Origin of the sequence: Flavobacterium gossypii (assembly GCF_014138495.1) — a bacterium.
GTDB classification, from domain to species: domain Bacteria; phylum Bacteroidota; class Bacteroidia; order Flavobacteriales; family Flavobacteriaceae; genus Flavobacterium; species Flavobacterium endophyticum.
In genome coordinates this window covers 1,806,009-1,827,830 of record NZ_JACJIS010000001.1, presented here as the reverse complement: position 1 = coordinate 1,827,830, position 21,822 = coordinate 1,806,009, and the positions used below count along the sequence as shown (strand labels likewise).

Here is a 21,822-nt window from a genome sequence, read left to right as displayed (position 1 = left end):
CAACCACAAATCCTCAATGAGATCCAGAAAACAAAAAGCAATCCTCGCTGCAAAAATCATAGGCGTGCTTTTTGTGCTTTCCATAGGCACATTTTTTATTTTTAGAAATTCCATACTGCAAAAAGCTGTCGCAAAAGTTTCTGACAAGATGGAACGAGATTACGACAGCAATTTTTCCATTAAAAAAGCATCGTTCGAAGGTTTTTCGGGAGTTGCTCTAGAGAATGTACTTCTGGTTCCGAAAAACGCGGACACTTTGCTGAATGTCGAAAGCATCAAGACCAATATCAACTTTTGGCGCCTACTGACTGGCGATGTGCAATTAGGAACGCTTCATGTCAAAAACGGTTTTGTTCAGCTGGTTAAAAACGAAAAAGGCCGCAATTTCGACGCTTTCTTGAAACGAAAATCCAACGAAGACACCACGAATGTAGAGACAAATTATGCCGAAAAAGCCTACCGACTCTTAAACCAAGCCTTGAATCTGATTCCCACCGACATGAATCTGGAAAACATTTCGCTCCGCATGGACGACATGGGCAGAAAGGTAAAACTAGATTTGAAAAAACTACATCTGGAAGACAAAGAACTAGAGACTACTATCGGCGTCACGGCAGATAATTTTAAGCAGAACTGGAAAATCAAGGGCTTTGCCGATCCAAGGAATAAAAAGACTGACTTGCGATTTTTTAATGTAGATACGGGCAAAATCCGAATTCCTTATGTCGATGAACGTTTCAACATGAAAGCGGGCTTCGATTCGATTCGCCTTAATGTTTCTAATATCGAAATGGACGGTGGCGAATTGCATATTGACGGCTTTACTTCTATCGCAAACTTTACCGTAAATCATCCAAAAATTGCCAATAAGGATGTTGTCATTAAAAAGGCAAATTTCAATTACAACCTGCTTTTTGGAGAAGATTTTATTGCGATTGACAGCACTTCTTCGGTTACGCTGAACAAGATGAAATTCACGCCATATGTTTTTTATCAGAAAGTAAAAGAAGACAAAAATCAGATTTATGCCCTGAAAGTGAAAATTCCGAAAATGAAGGCACAAGATTTTATCGTTTCCCTGCCTGAAGGACTTTTTTCCAATTTTGAAGGTATGGAAGCTGAAGGAAACTTCAGTTACAACCTAGAATTCCTGTACAACAAAAACAAGCCAAGAGAATTGGTTTTTGACAGCCAGCTGAAAAAAGAAGATTTGAAAATCACCAAATACGGCGAAGCCAACCTCAACAAGTTGAATAGCGATTTTGCGTATCGCGCCATCATAAATGGAGTTCGTCAGCGACAGATAGAAGTTGGAATGTCAAACCCAAACTACACACCTTTGGACCAGATTTCGCCTTATATCCGAAAAGCAGTGCTGACTTCAGAAGATCCGTCCTTTTTCTCGCATCGCGGTTTTATCAATGAAGCGTTCAAACAGTCGATTATCAAAAACATCAAGACCAAACGTTTTTCGCGCGGGGCAAGTACCATCAGCATGCAGTTAATCAAGAACGTTTTCTTGACAAGAGAAAAAACGCTTTCGCGCAAGCTGGAAGAAATTCTGTTGGTGTATATCTTGGAAAACAATCGAATTGCCAGCAAAGAAAGAATGCTGGAAGTTTATTTCAACATTATCGAATGGGGACCAAATGTATATGGAATCGGAGAAGCCGCCTATTTCTATTTCGGAAAACATCCGTCGCAATTGAACTTGAACGAATCCTTGTTTTTGGCAAGCATCGTTCCAAGGCCACGAGGATTTATGTGGCAATTTGACAACCAAGGAAAACTGAAATCTTTTGCCGAAAAGCGAAACGAATACATGACCAACCTGATGATTCGCCGTGGATTGCTGACGCAAGACGATACGCTCCAAAAACATTTCCCTGTAGAAATTACTGGTCCGGCTCGTTCCTTTTTGAGAATAAAAGCACCCGATTCGACCGCTGTAGATTCTATGGCCATTGATGAGGAATTTGATTTTTAGCTATTTAAAAGCTTTTAGAAATTCTTCTTTATAATTAGGAGAGATTTCGATTTCCGAGCCGTCTTCCAGCGTCACATAACCGCCTGTCCCTTTATGATAGGATTTTACAGCGTTGATGTTGATGATGTGCGACTTATGGACACGTACAAACGGAAAAGGAAGGATTTCGGTAAAATGCTTTAAAAAGCGACAGACCATTTTTTTCTGTCCGTTTGCCAGATACAAATCGGTAAAATTTCCGTTGCCGCGAAGCCTTACGATTTCTTCCATCTTCACGACTTCAAAGCCTTCTAAGGTAGGAAGAATCACTTGCTGTTTCTCGGGTTTGGTTTCTTTGAAATTTTCAACGATAATCTTATTTCGGTTAAAAATTTCATGGTTTACGATATGTTGCTGTACTTTGTTTACCGCGGTAATCAATTCTTCAATGCTGATGGGCTTTAACAGATAATAAGCCGCGCTTTGGTTCAAAGCTTTTAGGGAATATTCTGAAAAAGCGGTCACAAAAATCGTCTCGAACTGTAAGTCTTTACAGGCTTCTAAAACATCAAACGCATTTCCAAACGGCATTTCCACATCGAGAAAAACCAATTGCGGCTGCACTTCATGAAGCAACGGAACGGCTTCCTTAAAATTTTGGGCTTCACCAACAACCTCAATCTGCGGACAATATTTCTGCAGGTAGTTTTTCAACACTTCCCGTGCCGCCGTTTCATCTTCGACTATGACGCTTTTTATTTTTTGCAATACCATCAGATTCTGTCTATTAATGGAAAATTGATTTCGACTCGTGTTCCTGTCTCTGGGCTTTCTTTCTCTGAAATTTCGAAAGTGATGTTCTTTTTATACAGCTCGTTCAAAAGGCTGATTCGTTCTCGCGTATTGGTCACGCCACGGGATTCATGCACTTTTTGATTTGTAGTTTTTAATTCCTGGCTTTTCTTGAGTCCGATTCCGTTATCGTCAATCGTTACTTTGATCAAATTGTTCTTGAGCTTGAAATCTAGTTTTAAAAATCCTTTTCCTTCCTTATAGCGGAGGCCATGCCAAATTGCATTTTCCAGGTGTGGCTGCAACAGCATGTTGGGAACAAAAACCGCATCGCCATCTAACGCTTCATCAATGGTAATCTCATAATCAAATTTTTCATTGAAACGCAAATGTTCTAAGTCTAAATATTTTTTTAGTTGCTCTACCTCGTTATTCAGCGAAACAAAATCTTTGTTGGAATTCTCCATCATATTTCGCATCAGATTGGAATACGATGTCAGATATTTATTGGCTTCGAGCTCGTTATTTTCAGAAATAAATTGGTTTACAGAATTAAGACTGTTAAAAATAAAATGTGGATTCATTTCTCTTCGTAACGACTGCAAGGCAATTTTCTTGTTTTTGGTCTTGATGGAATACAAGGCTTTTACGATAAAAACAAAAAGCAAAATCATTAGCAAAACAGAACCCAAGAGAAAATAATTAAACGTATTTTTCTTGCTGATTAATTCATCTTTCAAAGCCTTTTCTTTTTCCAAATGTTTGATCCGGTCTTCTGTTACCTGAAAAACTTTAGAATCAACTAAGGAATTATCTGATTTAATGAGGGTTTCAAAGTTCTCAAAAAAATTCTCATACAATTCGATACTTTTATCGCCATTCCCTTTGGCATTGTATTCTTTTATCAACTGTTCCAAGCTGTTTTTAGCCAAGAGCGTCTTGCCATTTTGGATCGCAAGTTCATATGCATTTTTTAATACCGAAATTCCTTTTTCGGCATCCTGCTGCTTAAAATAGACTGTCGCCAGTTCTTGCATCTGAAGAATCTGGGTTTCGGAATCGTTCTTTTCTTTCGCTTCGTTGATAAGCTTTTTATTGATTTCAATGGCTTTGTCAAATTCATTTTCCGAAGCATATACCTTGGCGATTTCACTCTTAATCTTGATGGCTTCTTCTGGCTTATGTCTTACATTTTCTAGCGCTTTCTTATAATTTTCAACCGCTGCTTTGGCATCATTCCTGTCAATACTATTTTTGGCCATCTGCTGATAGGCTTCGGCCGTTTCTTCTTTTTTACCTTCTTTTTCTAACAAATCAATATTAGATAAAATATAATCTGATTTTTGCTCTGGAGTACTGTTTTTTAACCGTTCCGCATCATTATAATTTATCCTTTCTGCAACCTTGTCTGTAGCAGTCTGGCTTGCCGATTCATAACTTACAATAGCATCTTCAGTTTTGTTTTGCGATTCTTGAGCTTTGGCGATACCACGGCTGATATTGGCCGTTTCTTTTTTCTTATTGCGTTTGGCATAAATATCACGGGCTTTTTTCAGATATTCTTCTGCCTTTGCATATTCTCCTTTTGCCGAAAGCTGCTTCGCTAAAGCCTCATATTTTTGAGCTGTCAGCAAGTCATTTTCATCTTGCGACAAGGATTTTTTCACCTCAGCTGCTGCCTGATTGACACTGTACTTTTTAACGTCCATTTTGCCTTTCTTTTTAATAGTGTCTTGAGCCGTAACGATTTGGATACCGAACAGCAAAACAAAAAAGAACAAAGCATTTCTTATTTTCATCATTACGTATTTTCTGCAATGTAAAGTAAAATAATTCTAACCTCTTATCCTATTCCTTTCACCAATTGAAAAGCCCGTTTCACCATTTGTGGAAAAACTGAATTGACGTACGAGATAATTTTACCCTACAAATCAATAAAACCTTTATTATGAAAACAAGAATTATTTCCGTTGCAGTCTTTCTCGCAGGATGTTATATCTCTGTGGGAATTATAAATAACCGTTCTATAGTAGAGAACGATAAAACTCCTGAGACTAAAAAACTCGCTTCACTTCCAGAAGGTAAAGAAGAAGAAAAACCGTGTGTCTTTATGACGGTTATGGGCGAACAGCCGTCGGAAGGGTATGCAAAAGTAAAACGAGATGCGAAAATCGACGACAAAATTGTCCAAGGCGAATTGTGGCTTATCAAAGCTCAAAACAAAGACGGTGGCTGGGGCGCAGGTTCGCATGCAAGACAAAATGTAATGGATCCACATGCCGTGAGTTCTGATCCGGCAACAACGGCAATGACGGCTATGGCATTGTATCGTTGCGGCTACAACTTAGAATCTGGAAAATACAGCGAGACCTTAAGAAAGAGCCTGAATTATCTTCTTTCAGAAATCGAAAAGACGAAAAACAATCCCAATTTCATAACCGAAGTCCGCGGCACACAAATACAAAACAAGTTAGGAGAAAACATTGATGCTGTCCTGACACTTCAATTTCTGAATCAGGTGTATCCTTTGCTAAAAGAGGAAGCTTTAAAAACTCAGGTAAAAGAGGCCATCCAAATCTGCGTGAACAAAATTGAGAAGTCGTATGACGAGAACGGAAAAGTAAAAGGAGCGGGTTGGGCTGGCGTATTACAGTCATCTTTTGCCAGCTCGAGCCTTGAAAATGCGGCAAAAAATAAAGATGTGAAAGTCGATTCTGAAAAGCTGAAAAAATCTCGCGAATACCAAAAAAGCAATTACAACGCAGAAAGCGAAAGCGTAAAAACGGAAGACGGAGCTGGAGTTATGTTATATGCAGTGAGTAGTTCGGTACGTGGCAGCGCCAAAGAATCACAGGAAGCCAATGCCATTATCAATAAAGCCAAAAGCGAAGGAAAACTAGACCGTAATGCTGTATTGAATAAAGAAAATCTCAAAAAAGCAGGCGTTTCTGAAGAACAAGCCGAAGTATATGACGTGGCTGATAAAGTATACAAATCCGCAAAAGTAAAAGCGATGGACAAAAACGTGATAAGCGGTTTTGGAAATAACGGCGGCGAAGAATTCTTGAGCTTCTTACAAACCGGAGAATCCATGATTGTCAATCAAGATGACGAATGGAAAAAATGGTACGATGACGTGAGCGGCAGAATCATCAGCATCCAAAACAGCGACGGAAGCTGGAACGGGCATCACTGCATCACCAGTCCTGTATTCTGCACGGCAGCCTGCCTGATGATTCTTACTATTGAAAACGATATCAAAAACTTACAATAATCTAAAAAATAACAAATTATGAAAACGAAAATCCTATTTGCATCGCTCCTTTTGGCTTCAACATTCTGTTTTGGAAGCTGTGATTTCTTTAAAAAAAATCCGAAAGAGCAAGACCCGGAAACCGGACCTGAACCTGGACCTGAATTGGCTATGGCCGCTCCAGAAGACGACGGCAATACAAAAATTCAAGTGGCCTTGCTGCTAGATACTTCCAACAGCATGGACGGTTTGATTGACCAAGCAAAATCAAGGCTTTGGAATATCGTCAATACCTTGACAACGCTAAAATATGAAGGCAAAAATCCAAAAATAGAAATTGCGCTGTATGAATACGGAAACGACGGATTGTCTTCATCTTCAAATTATATCCGCCAAGTAACACCGCTTTCTACCGATTTAGACCTTATCTCGGAAAAATTATTTTCATTGCGAACTAACGGAGGTTCTGAATATTGCGGTGCCGTAATTCAAGATGCTACCAAGCAGTTGGAATGGGGAAAAGGAAAAGTAAACATGAAATTGCTTTATATTGCCGGAAACGAACCTTTCAACCAAGGCGATATTAGCTATAAGGAAGCCATCAGCGACGCTTTGAAGAATGACATTTATGTCAATACGATTTTCTGCGGCGGATCGATGGAAGGCATCAACACCATGTGGAAAGACGGAGCCGAGCGAGGACAAGGCAAATACTTCAATATTGATTCTGACGAGAAAGTACGCTATATCGTGACTCCTTATGACGACAGGATTTACAAATGCAACGAACGCTTGAATTCGACATACGTCGGCTACGGAAAGCAAGGCTATGAAAAGAAAGAAATGCAGGCTATGCAAGATAAAAATGCTGAATCTGTTTCTTCTTCCAACTATGCAGAACGTGCTGTCAGCAAATCAAAAGCCGTTTATAAAAACGACTCTTGGGATTTGGTCGACCGCGTAAAAGAAGACAAAACGGCTTTGCAGAAAATCAAAAAAGAAGAACTTCCGAAAGAATTGCAGAATAAATCTCAAGAAGAGATAAAAGCCATCGTAGATCAGAAAACCAAAGAGAGAGAAACGATACAGAAAGAGATAGCACAGCTGGCAAAACAGCGCCAGGACTATATCGATACCGAAAATAAAAAAGGAAAAAAACAAGATGATTTAGGAAATGCTATTGCTTCATCGATTTTAGATTTTGCAAAAATAAAAGGCTATACATCTGAAAAATAAGCTTTAATCCCAATAAGCCTCATAGAAATTTCTCTGTGAGGCTTATTTATTTTCCTTTCGTCCCAACCTTTTGCTTCTTTTCGCTCTCTTATAAAGAAAAGACTAATCTTTAAATTTCTATTATGAAAAAGTTTCTCATTTTGTTATTGATGTTCCAAGCATCATTATACGCCCAAAAGCCTGTGTTCACGACAGCAAAAGTAAAAGCGGCAACGGTTTACTTCAATGCGGCAGAAATCTCCCAAACAGCCAGTGTAAACCTTCCGGCTGGAACTCATGAAATCGTGGTGAAAAACGTGGCCAACTGGGTCAATGAAAATTCAATCCAAATTGGAACGTCGCCTACATTAACGGTGCTGTCTGTTCAATTCACAGACAATTATATCTCTGAATATGAAATCGACACCAATTCTCCTTCGGTAAAAAAAGTAAAAGACAGCATCCTTATCGTTAAAAAAGAAATTGTGAAAATTGTTAATGCTAAAGTCTCCGAAGGAAAAACCATCGACCTATTGGACAAAAACCAGCAGGTTTCTGGACAAAATTCTGGACTAAATGTAACGGAATTGATGAAAATGGTAGACTACTACAAAGCAAAAAGAACAGAACTGAGCAACAGCATCAATCTCTTGTCAGAAAAAGAACAGAAACTTAACGAAACACTCCAGAAATTGAATGACAAACTGGAAATCAACAACAAAAATGAAGAAAAAATATCCTCTGGAAAATTAGTCTTGCAGGTCATGAACGAAGTTGCAGGAAATGTGCCTTTAGAAATTTCGTATCTGACCAACAGTGCGACTTGGTCTCCTTTTTATGACTTGAGAGCTAATAGCGTTGCATCGCCGATTGAAATGATGTACAAAGCACAAGTCGTACAAAATACAGGAATCGATTGGAAAAATGTAAAACTGACTTTATCATCGGGAGTTCCGAATCAAAACAATCAAGCTCCTTTATTGCAAGCCTGGTTCTTGAGATATGGATATGAGCAAGAATATAAACAAAATGATGACGTTAGGAGCAATGAATTGCAGGAAGTAGTCGTACAAGCTATTAATACCCGAAAAGATAAAGCATTAGCTAAAGCATCTATCTCAAACTTTACGACCATTTCAGAAAATCAATTAAATATTTCATTTGATATTGACATTCCATACGATATCTTATCCAATGGCAAAAAACACAGCGTTGCCTTGAAAGAAATAAAACTGCCAGCAACGTATAAATATTATGCGGCTCCGACAGTGGACAAAGAAGCTTTTTTGCTGGCAGAAATCAGCGACTATTCAAAATACAACCTGCTGAAAGGCGAGGCGAATATTATTTTTGAAGGAATGTATGTCGGAAAAACTTTTGTCGATCCAAACCAGACTTCAGACACCTTGAACTTGAGCATGGGAAGAGATAAAAAGATTTCTATCAAACGTGAAAAGGTAGTAGACAAATCGGGGACAAAATTTCTGTCTTCAAACAAGATGCAGACCTTTACGTTTGAAACGACCGTAAGAAACAACAAAAAAGAAGCTGTCCAATTGATGCTCAAGGATCAATATCCGTTAAGCACCGACAAGGAAATCGAAATCGAATTAAAACAGAGCGACAATGCAAAAGTCAATGCCGAAACCGGAATTCTTACTTGGGATTTAAATCTGAAGCCAAACGAAACCAAGAAAATACGAATCAGCTATACCGTCAAATACCCTAAAAATAAAATCATCGATAATCTTTAAAAAAGGAAGCCTCATTACAATAATGAGGCTTTTTTATTAAAAAAATACTTATAATTCAAAAATGTAAACATTTCATTATGAGTATTTTCAAAAATTATTTTATAAATTTACTTCCTAACCTAATTGCTATAGAAATGAAAACAACTTTACAATCATTAGTATTACTATTCTCAAGCCTAGCATTTTCGCAGACTATAGGAATAGTTCCTTTTGCAACGGGATTCACGAATCCTATTGAAATTGCCCATGCTGGAGATTCCAGATTGTTTGTGGTAGAACAGGCCGGAATTATCAAAATCGTCAGTTCAAGCGGAACCATAAACGCTACTCCTTTTCTTAATATTTCGAGCCTAGTGAGCTGTTGCGGAGAAAGAGGCCTTTTAGGCTTGGCCTTCCACCCTAATTATGCTACCAACGGCTTTTTTTATGTCAATTATACCAATACTGGCGGAAGTACCGTAATCGCCAGATATTCTGTAAGTGCTAATCCTGATGTCGCGAATACGACAGGCACTATCTTGATGACAATTGCTCAGCCTTTTTCCAATCATAACGGAGGTACCATAAAATTTGGTCCTGATGGCTATTTGTATATCGGTATGGGTGATGGCGGAAGCGGTGGCGATCCTGGAAACAGAGCACAAAACATCAACGAACTTTTAGGAAAAATGTTGAGAATCGATGTGAATTCTGGTTCCCCTTACGGAATCCCTCCTACAAATCCTTATGCCGGAGCGACAGCTGGAGCAGATGAAATCTGGGCCATCGGACTTCGTAATCCTTGGAAATTTTCGTTCAACAGACTTAACGGTGATTTATGGATTGCCGATGTAGGACAGGATCAAGTTGAGGAAATAAACAAAGTAAGTCCTACAGCTGCTGGACTAAACTACGGCTGGAGATGCTATGAAGGCAACAATGTGTACAACAATGCTGGCTGCGCTCCCATGTCAACAATGACTTTTCCTGTGGCTCAATATACGCATGCATCAACTGGAGGCTGTTCGATTACTGGTGGTTATGTCTATACTGGAAGCACCTATCCTGCCATGCAGAACAAATATTTCTTTGCTGATTACTGTGTAAATAGAATTGGAATGGTGAGTACCACAGGAACAATAACCTATTCTGCCAATTTTTCTGGATCGAACTCTTTTACTTCTTTCGGAGAAAATTCAAGCGGCGAATTGTTCGTGACCGGAACGTCTCAAGACATTGTATATAGAGTTATAGATACGGCATTAGGAACTGATGATTTTGCACAAAATGGATTCTCAATGTATCCAAATCCTGCAGATTCAGAGCTTTTCTTGTCTAGTGCTAACGAAAACATCCTTCAGAAAATCTCTATTATTGATTTATCAGGAAAGCTTTTGTTGGAACAGAAATTAGAAAACACGCCTATCAATACGATCAATATAGCTTCGCTAAAAACAGGTATTTATGTTGTTACTATAGAAGATGTTTCTGGAAACCGATTCACTTCAAAATTGGGAAAAAAATAATCTGTGACTTAACCTATATTAGCAAAATCGTGGCTTCTTCTTAAAAACAAGAAGCCACGATTTTATTTTTGCCTAAGGTGCTGGATTCGGCCGAATGGCTTGGATTTCGTCAATAGCTTTTAGCACTTCCTCAGAAAGTACGGTAGTTGCAGAATTAATATTTTCTTCCAGCTGTTTTAAATTAGTCGCTCCGATAATTGTAGCGGTCACAAACTGCTGCTGACGGATAAACGCCAAAGACATTTCCGTCAAGGTCAGTCCAAATCGTGTGGCAGTTTCTTGATAGAGTTTTGTAGCTTCTTTTGTTTGTTGTGAATTGTATCGCGTAAAATTCGGAAATAGGTTCAGTCTTGCTTGCGGATGTTCTTCTCCTCTAAGGAATTTTCCAGACAGGGTACCAAAAGCCAACGGCGAATAGGCCAAAAGACCGACATTTTCACGGTAAGCGGTTTCAGAAAGTCCGACCTCAAAAGTACGGTTCAGCAAAGAATACGGATTTTGGATCGTCGAAATTCTCGGCAGGTTATGTTTTTTGCTTTCTTCCAAAAAACGCATTACGCCCCAAGGCGTCTCGTTGGAAACACCAATCGCTCGAATTTTTCCATCTTGAATTAATTCTTGTAACGTTTCTAAAACAAACTGTATGTTATCTTCCCAGGCATCTTCTTGAATCTTGAATCCGCGCTGTCCGAACATATTTGATTTGCGCTCCGGCCAATGCAATTGGTACAAATCGATATAATCCGTATGGAGTCGTTTTAGGCTTTTTTCAACAGAGAGCTTTAAGGTTTCAGGCGTATAGGCCATGTCTTCTCGCACATAAGGCATTCCTCTATTCGGGCCTGCAATTTTTGTAGCCAGAACTATATCGTTTCTTCTTCCTGATTTCTGCAGCCAGCTCCCGATAATTCGTTCTGTCTCGCCTGTCGTTTTTTCGCGTGCAGGAACAGGATACATTTCGGCTGTATCAATAAAATTAATGCCTTTGTCAAGCGCAAAATCCAATTGAGAATGTCCCTGTGCTTCTGTATTTTGTTGCCCGAAAGTCATCGTTCCGAGGCAGATTTCGCTGACTTTTAGGTCGGTATTGGGAAGAGTATTATAGTTCATTGAAAGTACTAAGTTGCTCGTTTTTGAGGCGCTAAGGTACAAAGTTTTGAGGGATTAAGAGATTGAGGCACTAAGGTTCTGAAGTGCTAAGGTTTGGGCTGTCCGTTAAATTAAAAAAGACCCAAAACAAATGTCCTGAGTCTTTATATTATAAACAAAAAGCTTTATCACTTAAATATCTAAGGCTTTAGCGCCTTAGTACCTCAGCAACTTAGCTCCTTATTTCTACAATTCATTCAACATCTTAGAAATCTCGTCCAATTTTGGAGTCAAGATAATCTCGATTCTTCTGTTCTTCGCTTTTCCTTCTGCTGTTTCATTTGAAGCTAACGGAGCATATTCACCACGTCCTGCAGCTGTAAGGTTCTTTTTGTCGATGGCTTTGTTTTCTGCCAAGATGTTTACGATAGCCGTAGCACGTTTTGTAGACAAGTCCCAGTTGTCTGTAATTTGTCCGGTTCCGCCATAAGGAACGTTATCGGTGTGACCTTCAATCAAGACAGAAATGTCTGGATTTACGCCCAACACTTTACCTACTTCTACAACAGCTCTTCTACCTTCAGTTCCAACAGACCAACTTCCTGAACCAAAAAGGAGTTTGTTTTCCATAGAAACATATACTTTTCCGTTTTTTTGTTCCACAGTCAAGCCTTTTCCTTCAAAGCTGTTCAATGCTTTCGAAAGCGTTTCTTTCAGCTTTCTCATGCTTTCTTCTTTGGCAGCAATCATTCCTTCTAATTCATCAACTCTAGAAGAACGTTCCTGCAATTCGGCTTGCAATTTGTTTAATCTTTCTTGCTCGGCTGCCAATGCTTTTTCTTTAGCTTCCAGCTGCGCCAATAGCTCGCGATTTTTCTTCATGTTGGTATCTAAGGCATCACCGCTGTTTTTTTCAAGAGCAGCGTATGATGATTTCAACGTATTCAAGTTTGCGCTGGCTGCCGCATAATCTGCTGCAAGTTTGTCTCTTTCTGCTTTCAGCTTTTCTAATTGCGACTTCAAGTCTTTGCTTTCGATGTCTAGCTGGTTTTTCGCTTTCGTAAGATCTTGGTTCTCGTCAGAAAGATTTCGGTTTTCTTTTTTCAGGTTGGCGTATTTGTCTTCCAGTTCTTTGTAAACTTTCGACGAAACACACGAAGTGGTTAATGCCAGGGCTAATACTCCTAACGTTACTTTTTTAATCATGATTTTGAATTGGTTTTTATTTATTTCTAGTTTTTAGGGAATCTACTCTATTTCTACTAAAACAGGACAGTGGTCCGAATGTTTGGCATCGGGCAAGATTACAGATCGCTTTAGCCTGTTTTCTATAGCACGGCTGGCAAGAATATAATCGATTCTCCAACCTTTGTTATTGTTTCTGGCATTGGCCCTGTAGCTCCACCACGTGTAATGATGCGGATCTTTATTGAAGTGGCGGAACGAATCGATGAATCCGTTTTTCATAAAAAGATCCAACCAAGAACGCTCTTCTGGAAGAAATCCTGACACTTTTGCATTTCGAATCGGATCATGGATATCAATGGCTTCGTGGCAGATATTATAATCGCCACAAATCAAAAGATTGGGAACTTCTTTTTTGAGCTCATTGATATAATTCTGGAAATCATCCATATACATAAATTTATGATCGAGCCTCAAAATATTCGTGCCCGAAGGAAGATACAGGCTCATCACCGAAAAATCGTCATAGTCAACGCGAAGGTTCCTGCCTTCAAAATCCATGTGCTCGATTCCCGTGCCAAAAACTACATTGTTCGGCTTTGTCTTGCATAAAACGGCTACGCCGCTATAGCCTTTCTTTTGTGCCGGAAACCAATAATTATAAGGATAGCCTGCTTTTTCAAATTCGTCTAACGGAATCTGGTCTGGCGTTGCTTTAATTTCTTGAAGACAAATAATGTCCGGACTCGCATGTTCCAGCCATTCTAGGAAGCCTTTTGCAATGGCTGCCCTTATTCCATTGACATTGTAGGAGATAATTCTCATGGTTGCTTTATGTTTTGACTTTTTCAAAAGTAAGTAAAAAAGATTATATCCGTGGGCAAAATCTCTGCGATAGTATGGCGAAAAAAATGACCGTGTTAAAGCAATTTTGCTATCTTTGTTTTTTTACGCACAAAAACAAACAATAAATGGGTTTAGTTACCGCTAAAGAAGTTGCAAAAGCAATAAACACTGATAAATATGGGGTTTTGGGAACTTTTTCAGGCTGGCTGCTAATGAAAATACTCAAGATTTCCACTTTAAATAAAATTTACGACAGGAACAAGCATTTAAGAGATGTAGAGTTCCTGAATGCTATATTGGACGAGTTTCAGATTAAGTTTGAGATTCCTGAAGAAGATTTGAAACGCCTTCCGAAAGACGGCGCCTACATTACGATTTCAAACCATCCGCTTGGCGGCATCGACGGCATCCTGCTTTTGAAACTGATGCTCGAAAGAGAACCCAACTTCAAGATCATTGCGAATTTCCTTTTGCACAGAATCGATCCGATGAAACCGTATATTATGCCCGTTAATCCTTTTGAAACGCATAAGGATGCCAAATCGAGCGTAATCGGAATCAAGGAAACCTTGCGCCATTTAAGCGACGGAAAGCCGTTGGGAATGTTTCCTGCCGGAGAAGTTTCTACATATAAAGACGGAAAATTAGTCGTCGACAAACCTTGGGAAGAAGGCGCAATCAAGCTGATCAAAAAAGCGAAAGTTCCTGTAATCCCGATTTATTTTCATGCCAAAAACAGCAAGCTTTTTTACTTCCTGTCCAAGCTTGATGATACGTTGCGAACGGCAAAGCTTCCCTCCGAATTGCTTACGCAGAAAGACCGCGTAATCAAGGTTAGAATCGGAAAGCCAATTTCAGTAACCGAGCAGAACGAATACGAAAAAATAGAAGAATACTCAGAGTTCTTGAGAAAAAAGACCTATATGCTGGCCAATCCTTTTGAAAAGGAAACTAAGTTGCTGGATACGTCAAACTTAAAGATTCCGAGAAGCCCGAAACAGATTGCGATGCCTGCCAACCACGAGCAGATTGTCAATGAAGTAAATGCTTTAAGAAAGACTGACTGCCGATTGCTGCAAAGCAAAAACTATGAAGTATTTTTTACCGAAGCCAATAACATCCCAAATATTCTGCATGAGTTAGGACGTTTGAGAGAAATTACCTTTCGGGAAGTAGGAGAAGGAACCAATCAGTCCTTAGACTTAGACCAATTCGACAAATACTACCACCACATGTTTTTGTGGGATGATGAGACCAAGCAGATTGCTGGTGCCTATCGAATGGGATTGGGTGCTGAAATCTTTCCGAAGTACGGCATTGACGGTTTCTACCTTCAGGAGCTTTTTAGATTTGAACCAGAATTGTACGACATGATGAGCAAGTCCATTGAAATGGGCCGTGCTTTCATCACCAAAGAATACCAACAAAAACCAATGCCTTTGTTCTTATTGTGGAAAGGGATTGTTCATACGACCTTACGTTATCCGGAACATAAATTCTTGATTGGAGGCGTGAGCATCAGCAACCAGTTTTCTGATTTCTCAAAATCGCTAATGATCGAATTCATGAAGTCGCATTATTACGATCCGTATATTGCGCAATACGTACATCCTAAAAAAGAATTTAAGGTAAAGCTGAAAGATGCCGACAAAGATTTTATCTTCGACGAAGCCGAAGCCGACCTAATCAAATTCGATAAGATAATTGATGAATTAGAACCAGGAAGCCTTCGCTTGCCGGTATTGATCAAAAAATACATCAAGCAGAATGCACGCGTAGTTGCTTTTAATGTGGATCCGCTGTTTAACAATGCTGTCGACGGATTAATGTACATCCGAATTGCCGATATACCGGAAAGCACCATGAAACCGGTCATGGAAGAATTTCAGGCAGAGCTCGAAAGGAAACTCGCTGAAAAAGGAGAAAACATATAAAAACAAAAAACCAAGACAGTGTCTTGGTTTTTTTATCTTGTAAAAACTGGAATTATCTTAAAACCAAGGTCTTCTTCCTACTTGGTATGTATTGTAAAAATCAGCATCTGATTTTGTCAAGTAGATGATTCCTTCGATAAAAGGAATAATACCTGCAATACCGCAAGTTACGATTGAGATTACGATTTGGATGATTCCCTCTTTGGTGTATCCTAAAATAAATTTATGGATTCCTAAAGAGCCTATAAGCAAAGCCAAAATGCCCGCAACGATTTTTTTATTATCTTGTCCTAAAGCGTCTTGAGCTCCTTGAGAAAATTCTCTAGCAGTTTCTTTAAATTCATTTTCAATTTCTGACATGTTTTTTTGGTATTTGTTGGTTTATGTAGTAAAATTAACAAAATAATTGAAATAGAAGTACAAATTTTTAAAATTTACAAAACCGTCTCGTCCATAGGCTCCCACAACTCAATCTTGTTCCCTTCCAAGTCCAAAATCCAGCCAAAATTTCCATAATCATAGCTTTCCATCTCGCCAATTACTTGAACGCCTTCTTCTTTTAATTTTGCCAATAATTCTTGTAGCTTCTCTACCCTGAAATTCTGCATAAACTGCTTTTCAGAAGGGCTAAAATAGTTGGTATCGCTTTTAAACGGCGACCATTGTGTCGAACAATCTTCCCCTTTTTCGTTTTTCCATCGGAAGGTACAGCCATAATCGTTCGTGTCTAATCCCAAGTGTTTTCTATACCAATCTCTTAGTGCTTTCGGGTCTTCTGATTTAAAGAAAAAACCTCCAATTCCCGTAACGCGCTTCTGCTCTTTTACTTCTGGAGTTTCGCCAAAATACAGCTGCTTGATTTTGTCTACGATAGTCTGCGCCAGCTTTTCATGGCTTTCAAAAGTCCATCCGGCGATGTGAGGCGACAAGATAACTTTATCCGATTCCAAAAGATACTGGAACGCATCTGGAACTTTATCTTCTTCAAACAGCGTCTCAAAAGACAGCTTTTCATATTCCAATACATCGAGTCCGGCACCTAATATTTTTCCTGACTTCAACGCTTCGACCAAATCGGCTGTGACAACATTTTTCCCTCTTGAGGTATTAATCAGCCAAAATGGCTTTGCAAAAGCGTTGATAAAGGCTGCATTGACCAACTTATCCGTTTCTGGAGTCCACGGAATGTGCAGGCTCAAGACATCTGCTTTTTCTTGGAGTTCTTGCAGAGAAACTTGCCTTGCGTTGGCATCGCCTACATTTTCCAAGATATCATAACATAATACTTCCGCATCAAAGCCGCGTAGCTTTTTGGCGAAGGATTTGCCCATGTTTCCGTAACCGATGATTCCAACGGTTTTTCCGTCTAGCTCATGTCCGCGATTTTTCTCGCGGTTCCAATGTCCGGAACGAATTTCTTGATCGGCTTGGTTCAGCTTATTAAAAAGCGACAATAGCATCCCTAAAGAATGTTCTGCTACGGCATTGCGGTTTCCTTCGGGAGCAGCGATTAGGCGTATGTTTTTTGTTGCGGCATAATCGCAGTCGATGCTTTCGAGTCCGGCCCCGACTCTGGCAATAAATTGCAGGTTGGGTGCTTTGTTTAAAAAGTTCTTATCAATCTTAAACCGGCTTCGGATTACGATGCCGTGGTAGTCTTGAATCTTGGCTTCGATTTCTTCTTTTGAGGATTTGAAATCTTCATGGTTGGTGAAGCCTGCTTCTTGAAGCTGGTTCATGAGCAATGGATTATTGCTATCGATGTGCAGTATTTTTATGTCTTTCGGTATCATGCTTTGATGGAATTTCTTTCAAAGTTAAAAAATAATTCGCGACCCGACGCTCGCATTAGCGATTGAAGCGGCATCCTTTTCAAACTCTTTGAGTTTGGAAAGATAGAGCGGAAAGCGCGACCCTTGGGGAATGCCCAAATCTAAAATCCGAGGATAAGTTTTGCTATGGAAAAATAAATCAATATTCCGCAAATATCGTTGCTGGTGGTAATAAAAGGGCCTGTTGCCAAAGCGGGATCGATTCCGAATTTGTTCAGCAATAAAGGGATAAATGTTCCGATAAGCGAAGCGATAATGATTACGGAAATCAGCGCAATCGTCACGATAATACCGATGATGAATTCTACGTTTAAGAGAAAGTGGCTTCCGATGAATAGTATCGAAGCGAGAATAACACCGTTCAAAAGGCTCAAGGAAATTTCTTTGATAAGTCGGTTGAAAAGCGAACCGCTCAAGGTGTTATTGGCAAGACCCTGTACGATAATCGCAGAGGATTGTACGCCAACGTTTCCTGCCATCGCGGCAATCAGCGGCGTAAAGAAAAAGAGGTTGCCGTGTTCCAGCATCGCGCCTTCAAAAAGACCGAGCACCCTTACGGTTATAAAACCGCCCAAAAGTGCCAGGACAAGCCACGGAAGTCGGGCTTTGGTCAGTTCTATGATGCTGTCATCCGCTTCAACGTCTTGTGAGATACCGGCCGCCAACTGGTAATCTTTGTCGGCTTCGTCCTTGATGACGTCGACGATATCGTCGATGGTAATTCTTCCGACCAAGCGCCCCAGCTCATCGACTACAGGAATGGCTTCCAAGTCATATTTTTGCATGATACGGGCCACCTCAACGTCTTCAGTATCAACACGGACGTAATCTACCTTAGGGATGTATACTTCACTGATCGGTGTTTTGGTAGAGGTCGTCAAAAGATCTTTGAGCGACAGTCTTCCTTTCAGTCGGTTTTCGTCGTCAACGACATAAATAGAGTGTACTCTGGAAATATTTTCTGCCTGGATGCGCATTTCTTTGACGCAGGTGAGTACGTTCCAGTTTTCGTTTACTTTTACGAGCTCTTTTCCCATCAAACCTCCAGCAGTATCTTCATCATAGCGCAAAAGGTCGACGATGTCTTTGGCATGCTCGACATCGATAAGTTCTGAGATTACCTCGTTTTTGATGTCAGTAGAAAGCTCAGCGATGATGTCTGCCGCGTCATCGGTATCCAGCTCATCGAGCTCTTCGGCAATTTCTTTAGGCGAAAGCCTGCTTAGGATATTTTCTCGCAGGTCGTCTTCCAGTTCCAGAAGAATCTCTGCGGTTTTTTCACTATCAAGAATCTTGAAGATATAGGTAGCCTCATCAAAATCCAATTCGTCAAGGATTTCGGCAATATCAGCGTGGTGCATATCGTTGAGCAGGGTTTCCAGTTGCTGGTCGTTTTTGCTCAAGATTAATTCTTCAATCTGAAGAATAAGCTCCTTACTGATTTTAAACTGCATCGGCTTCTATTTTTTGGGTTATTGCTATGAATTGCTGTACATCCAGCTGTTCCGGACGGAGGTCAAAGATAGTATCTTCTCTCAAATTATCCGAAAGATTTAGAGATTTTAAGCTGTTTCGCAATGTTTTTCTTCGCTGCTGAAAACCTGTTTTTACTACATTAAAAAAGAGCTTTTCGCTGCACGGCAAAGTGAAGTTTTCTTTTCTTTTTAATCGTAACACGCCTGATTTGACTTTCGGAGGCGGATTGAATACGTTTTCATGTACCGTAAAAAGGTATTCGGCATCATAAAACGCTTGTACCAAAACAGACAGTATGCCATAGGTTTTCGAGCCTTTTTTCTCGCAGATTCTTTCGGCTACTTCTTTTTGGAACATGCCTGAAAACTCGGGAATCTGGTTGCGCAGCTCCAAAGCCCTAAACACAATCTGCGATGAGATATTATACGGAAAGTTCCCGATTATCGCGAACTGCTTTCCTTCAAAAACCTCATTGATATTGTATTTCAGAAAGTCTTTAGAAATGATATGGTTGTGGAGCTTCGGGTAATTCGCATTAAGATAGTCTACCGATTCGGTATCTATTTCAATTACGTACGTATTTATCGGCTTTTCGAGCAGGTATTTGGTCAGCACGCCCATTCCCGGACCGATTTCCAAAACATCTTCATAGCCTTCAAAATGGAGGGTGTCTGCAATTTTCTTTGCTATATTTTCATCCGTAAGGAAATGTTGTCCAAGATGTTTCTTGGCTTTTACTTTATCCATTTTGATTTGTGATTTATGATTTATGATTTAGGCCGACTAAACGGTCTTGTGCTCGCTGATGAATTCCAGCTCGGTTCTGAAAGAAAGCATCTTGTCGCCGAATAGTTTTTGGCTTTCTTGGCGCAGTATGGGCGCATCTTCCAGATAGTATTTTTCTAGTTTTTCTCGTGAGTCTGTCCAAAACTGAACCGAATAGGTCTTCCCGCCCATTTCTTCTTCCACCAAGACTTTCACAAGATGAGCCGACACAAATTTGCCTGTCGCCAAAACGGCCGGAATATGAGTGCGCTGCATCCAGTTCAGCCATTCGTCATGAACTGATTCATGAATATTTGTAGTTACGTTGTATATGATCATTTCTTTGGAGTATTAGATTTTAGACTTCTTATTCGACGAATAGATTAGATAATTCGTAATTCAACAATTACAAATTAGCATCACCGCGCAGCTGCCTGAATTTTTTCCTTGCTTCTACAAAATAAATGCTGTCTTCATGATTAAAGAGCACCTGCTCATAAAGTGCTTTGGCTTTTTCTATGTCTTTTAGCTGCTTGTTATAGATTTCAGCCGAGAAATAAAGCGCCTCGTCAATATAGATTCCGTCCTTATAATTGTCGATTATAATCTGGTATTGGCTTAGGGCGGCATTAAAGTCTCCTAGCTTTTCATACGTCTGGCCGATGCGGAGCAAGGTTTCATCCTCAATATCTTGGCCTTTGTATTCTTTTAAGATGGATTGGAATTGCTCCAACGCTTCTTTGTTTTTGTTTTGGTACAGCAGATAATCGCCTCTCGCAAATTTCTTTAATCCTACTTGGGTCGAATCGGCTACGGTATTATCATTAATCAAAAGAAATAGTTCTAAAGCATCGTTTGCAATCAATTGTGTCGAAGCTGATTTCAGCTCTCGAAACTGCTTTAAGGCCCATTCAAAATCAGTCTTGAAATAGCTGGTCTTGGCGGCTTTTAAGCTGGCTTCGTGTCCGACCGCGTCGTTTTTCAAGTCTTCTTCGATTTGCGAATAGTAGATCAGCGCTTGGTTGAATTTTTCTTCATACAATAAAATATCCGCCAGTTCCATCTTTACGTCGGCCGTCTGGTATTTGCTCAAGGGCAGTTCGAGCGTACGTTTCAATATGGCTTTTCCTTCTTCTGGGTTTTTCAGATTAAAGGTTGCGAAATGCGCCTGCAGCAATTGCAGCGACAGCGTATAAGGACTCACGCCGTATTTTTTTACGAGCAAATCCAATTCGCTTTTCAAGGCAGGATAGTCTTTTTCGGGAGCCTTTTTTATCTTCGCTTCCATCAGGTAATAGTGCGCCGTAATCTGCAAATCTAGATCCTGCGTATTTTCCAAAACAAAGGCAAAAATCTCCCTTGCGGTTTCTTCTTCGTTTTCTTCCATCGCCAATTCGGCAAGGTTTACGATGTTCGAAAAAGATTCCGGATCGCGCCTATAGATTGCTTTTTCTTGGATAAAGGCTTTAGAATAGTCTTTTTGCTGTACAAAAAACCAACTCAAGAACTGGTTCCAAAAAATATCTTGGTTTTTCTGGGCACGTACCAAAAGTGCTTTGCGCAATGAGGTATTGAATGATTCTTCGGCCTCTTCGGTCATAAAACGCGACAGCTGGTTTTGAATCATAATCGTGCTGTTTGGGTTGGCAAAGGCTTCATCCAAAAACATTTCGATCATCTGGTCGGTATTGCCCTGCTGTCCGTAAAGCACGGCCATCTGGTAGTTGAAATTGAATTTCGGCTCGAGCTTTATTCCTAACTTATAGGCTTCGAGCGCATAATGCAGCAAGACCTTTTTCTCAAAAGTATTGGCTATCGTATACACATTCGACGGATTCTCATTGATCTTGTCAATCGCCTGCTCGTAGTATTTTTTAGCTTTTGCTGCATCTTTTCGCAATTGATAGTTGTAGCCAAGCTCGACCAAAAGCGACGGCTGCTTGAACTTTTCAAAACGTTCTTGGATGCGCTTTTCAGCATTGTCATATTGCTGCAGCTGCTGGTAGGACTCGACTATCTTTTGAAAATAGAAGCTATTCCCCGGCTGATTTTTTAGCAGGTCGTCAAAGCTGATGATGGCTTTCTCAAATTCTCCTTTGTCAAAATAATTCATAGCCAGCTGCTCGTTTTGTCCAAAAACAAACAGCGACAGGAATAAATTCAATACGAGGAAAATCTTTTTCATCTTAGTGTAATGCAAAAGGATATAA

General features: G+C 39.9%; 16 protein-coding genes and 1 pseudogene. 6 read left to right on the top strand and 11 right to left on the bottom strand.

Features of this window, described 5'->3' with window-relative positions:
- The first annotated feature begins 16 nt into the window (after positions 1-16).
- Positions 17-1,987: a transglycosylase domain-containing protein gene (locus GGR22_RS08315; protein ID WP_182493264.1), complete on the top strand. Its 1,971-nt coding sequence runs from the start codon at positions 17-19 to the stop codon at positions 1,985-1,987.
- Here the strand turns inward: GGR22_RS08315 and GGR22_RS08310 are convergent, their stop codons facing one another.
- Both GGR22_RS08310 and GGR22_RS08305 read right to left on the bottom strand, forming a co-directional pair.
- Positions 1,988-2,740 (bottom strand): LytR/AlgR family response regulator transcription factor, encoded by a 753-nt coding sequence (locus GGR22_RS08310; RefSeq protein WP_182493263.1) that lies wholly within the window; start codon positions 2,738-2,740, stop codon positions 1,988-1,990.
- Complete coding sequence (locus GGR22_RS08305) at positions 2,740-4,560, bottom strand: tetratricopeptide repeat-containing sensor histidine kinase (protein ID WP_246336930.1); 1,821 nt, start codon at positions 4,558-4,560, stop codon at positions 2,740-2,742. The genes GGR22_RS08310 and GGR22_RS08305 overlap by 1 nt, the downstream gene beginning before the upstream one ends.
- A gap of 146 nt (positions 4,561-4,706) precedes the next feature.
- On the opposite strand from GGR22_RS08305, the gene GGR22_RS08300 reads away from it, so the two are divergent.
- From GGR22_RS08300 to GGR22_RS08285, 4 genes are all read left to right on the top strand, one after another.
- The gene (locus GGR22_RS08300) at positions 4,707-6,032 is read left to right on the top strand and encodes a prenyltransferase/squalene oxidase repeat-containing protein (protein WP_182493262.1); all 1,326 of its coding nucleotides are present in this window, start codon (positions 4,707-4,709) and stop codon (positions 6,030-6,032) included.
- Positions 6,033-6,050: 18 nt separating this feature from the next.
- Positions 6,051-7,247 carry a VWA domain-containing protein gene (locus tag GGR22_RS08295; protein ID WP_182493261.1) on the top strand — a complete coding sequence of 399 codons (1,197 nt, stop codon included), beginning with the start codon at positions 6,051-6,053 and terminating at the stop codon, positions 7,245-7,247.
- 122 nt (positions 7,248-7,369) lie between these two features.
- Positions 7,370-8,980, top strand: coding sequence for a DUF4139 domain-containing protein (locus tag GGR22_RS08290; RefSeq protein WP_182493260.1), 1,611 nt, complete (start codon positions 7,370-7,372; stop codon positions 8,978-8,980).
- A 134-nt stretch (positions 8,981-9,114) separates the two neighbouring features.
- Complete coding sequence (locus GGR22_RS08285) at positions 9,115-10,485, top strand: PQQ-dependent sugar dehydrogenase (protein ID WP_182493259.1); 1,371 nt, start codon at positions 9,115-9,117, stop codon at positions 10,483-10,485.
- Between the two features lie 72 nt (positions 10,486-10,557).
- Here GGR22_RS08285 and GGR22_RS08280 read toward each other — a convergent pair whose 3' ends face one another.
- The 3 genes from GGR22_RS08280 to GGR22_RS08270 all read right to left on the bottom strand — a co-directional run bounded on the left by GGR22_RS08280 (position 10,558) and on the right by GGR22_RS08270 (position 13,584).
- Positions 10,558-11,595 carry an NADP(H)-dependent aldo-keto reductase gene (locus tag GGR22_RS08280; protein ID WP_182493258.1) on the bottom strand — a complete coding sequence of 346 codons (1,038 nt, stop codon included), beginning with the start codon at positions 11,593-11,595 and terminating at the stop codon, positions 10,558-10,560.
- 225 nt (positions 11,596-11,820) lie between these two features.
- The gene (locus GGR22_RS08275) at positions 11,821-12,780 is read right to left on the bottom strand and encodes an OmpA family protein (protein ID WP_182493257.1); all 960 of its coding nucleotides are present in this window, start codon (positions 12,778-12,780) and stop codon (positions 11,821-11,823) included.
- Between the two features lie 42 nt (positions 12,781-12,822).
- Positions 12,823-13,584: an exodeoxyribonuclease III gene (locus tag GGR22_RS08270; RefSeq protein WP_121375862.1), complete on the bottom strand. Its 762-nt coding sequence runs from the start codon at positions 13,582-13,584 to the stop codon at positions 12,823-12,825.
- Positions 13,585-13,730: 146 nt separating this feature from the next.
- Between GGR22_RS08270 and GGR22_RS08265 the strand changes: the two genes are divergently transcribed.
- On the top strand, positions 13,731-15,539 hold the full coding sequence (locus GGR22_RS08265) for a GNAT family N-acyltransferase (protein ID WP_121375861.1): 1,809 nt from the start codon (positions 13,731-13,733) through the stop codon (positions 15,537-15,539).
- 57 nt (positions 15,540-15,596) lie between these two features.
- Here GGR22_RS08265 and GGR22_RS08260 read toward each other — a convergent pair whose 3' ends face one another.
- The 6 genes and pseudogenes from GGR22_RS08260 to GGR22_RS08235 form a co-directional block, all read right to left on the bottom strand.
- Positions 15,597-15,899 (bottom strand): TM2 domain-containing protein, encoded by a 303-nt coding sequence (locus tag GGR22_RS08260; protein WP_121375860.1) that lies wholly within the window; start codon positions 15,897-15,899, stop codon positions 15,597-15,599.
- Positions 15,900-16,375: 476 nt separating this feature from the next.
- A pseudogene (locus GGR22_RS08255) lies at positions 16,376-17,332 on the bottom strand (2-hydroxyacid dehydrogenase); the annotation flags it as partial.
- A 140-nt stretch (positions 17,333-17,472) separates the two neighbouring features.
- The gene (gene mgtE / locus GGR22_RS08250) at positions 17,473-18,825 is read right to left on the bottom strand and encodes a magnesium transporter (RefSeq protein ID WP_121375859.1); all 1,353 of its coding nucleotides are present in this window, start codon (positions 18,823-18,825) and stop codon (positions 17,473-17,475) included.
- A complete protein-coding gene (gene rsmA / locus GGR22_RS08245; RefSeq protein WP_121375858.1) occupies positions 18,815-19,594 on the bottom strand; it encodes a 16S rRNA (adenine(1518)-N(6)/adenine(1519)-N(6))-dimethyltransferase RsmA in 780 nt (259 codons plus the stop codon). Before rsmA ends, mgtE begins: the two co-directional genes overlap by 11 nt.
- A 36-nt stretch (positions 19,595-19,630) precedes the next feature.
- On the bottom strand, positions 19,631-19,951 hold the full coding sequence (locus GGR22_RS08240) for a DUF4286 family protein (RefSeq protein WP_121375857.1): 321 nt from the start codon (positions 19,949-19,951) through the stop codon (positions 19,631-19,633).
- A gap of 67 nt (positions 19,952-20,018) precedes the next feature.
- A complete protein-coding gene (locus tag GGR22_RS08235; RefSeq protein WP_182493256.1) occupies positions 20,019-21,797 on the bottom strand; it encodes a tetratricopeptide repeat protein in 1,779 nt (592 codons plus the stop codon).
- Between the last annotated feature and the right edge of the window lie 25 nt (positions 21,798-21,822).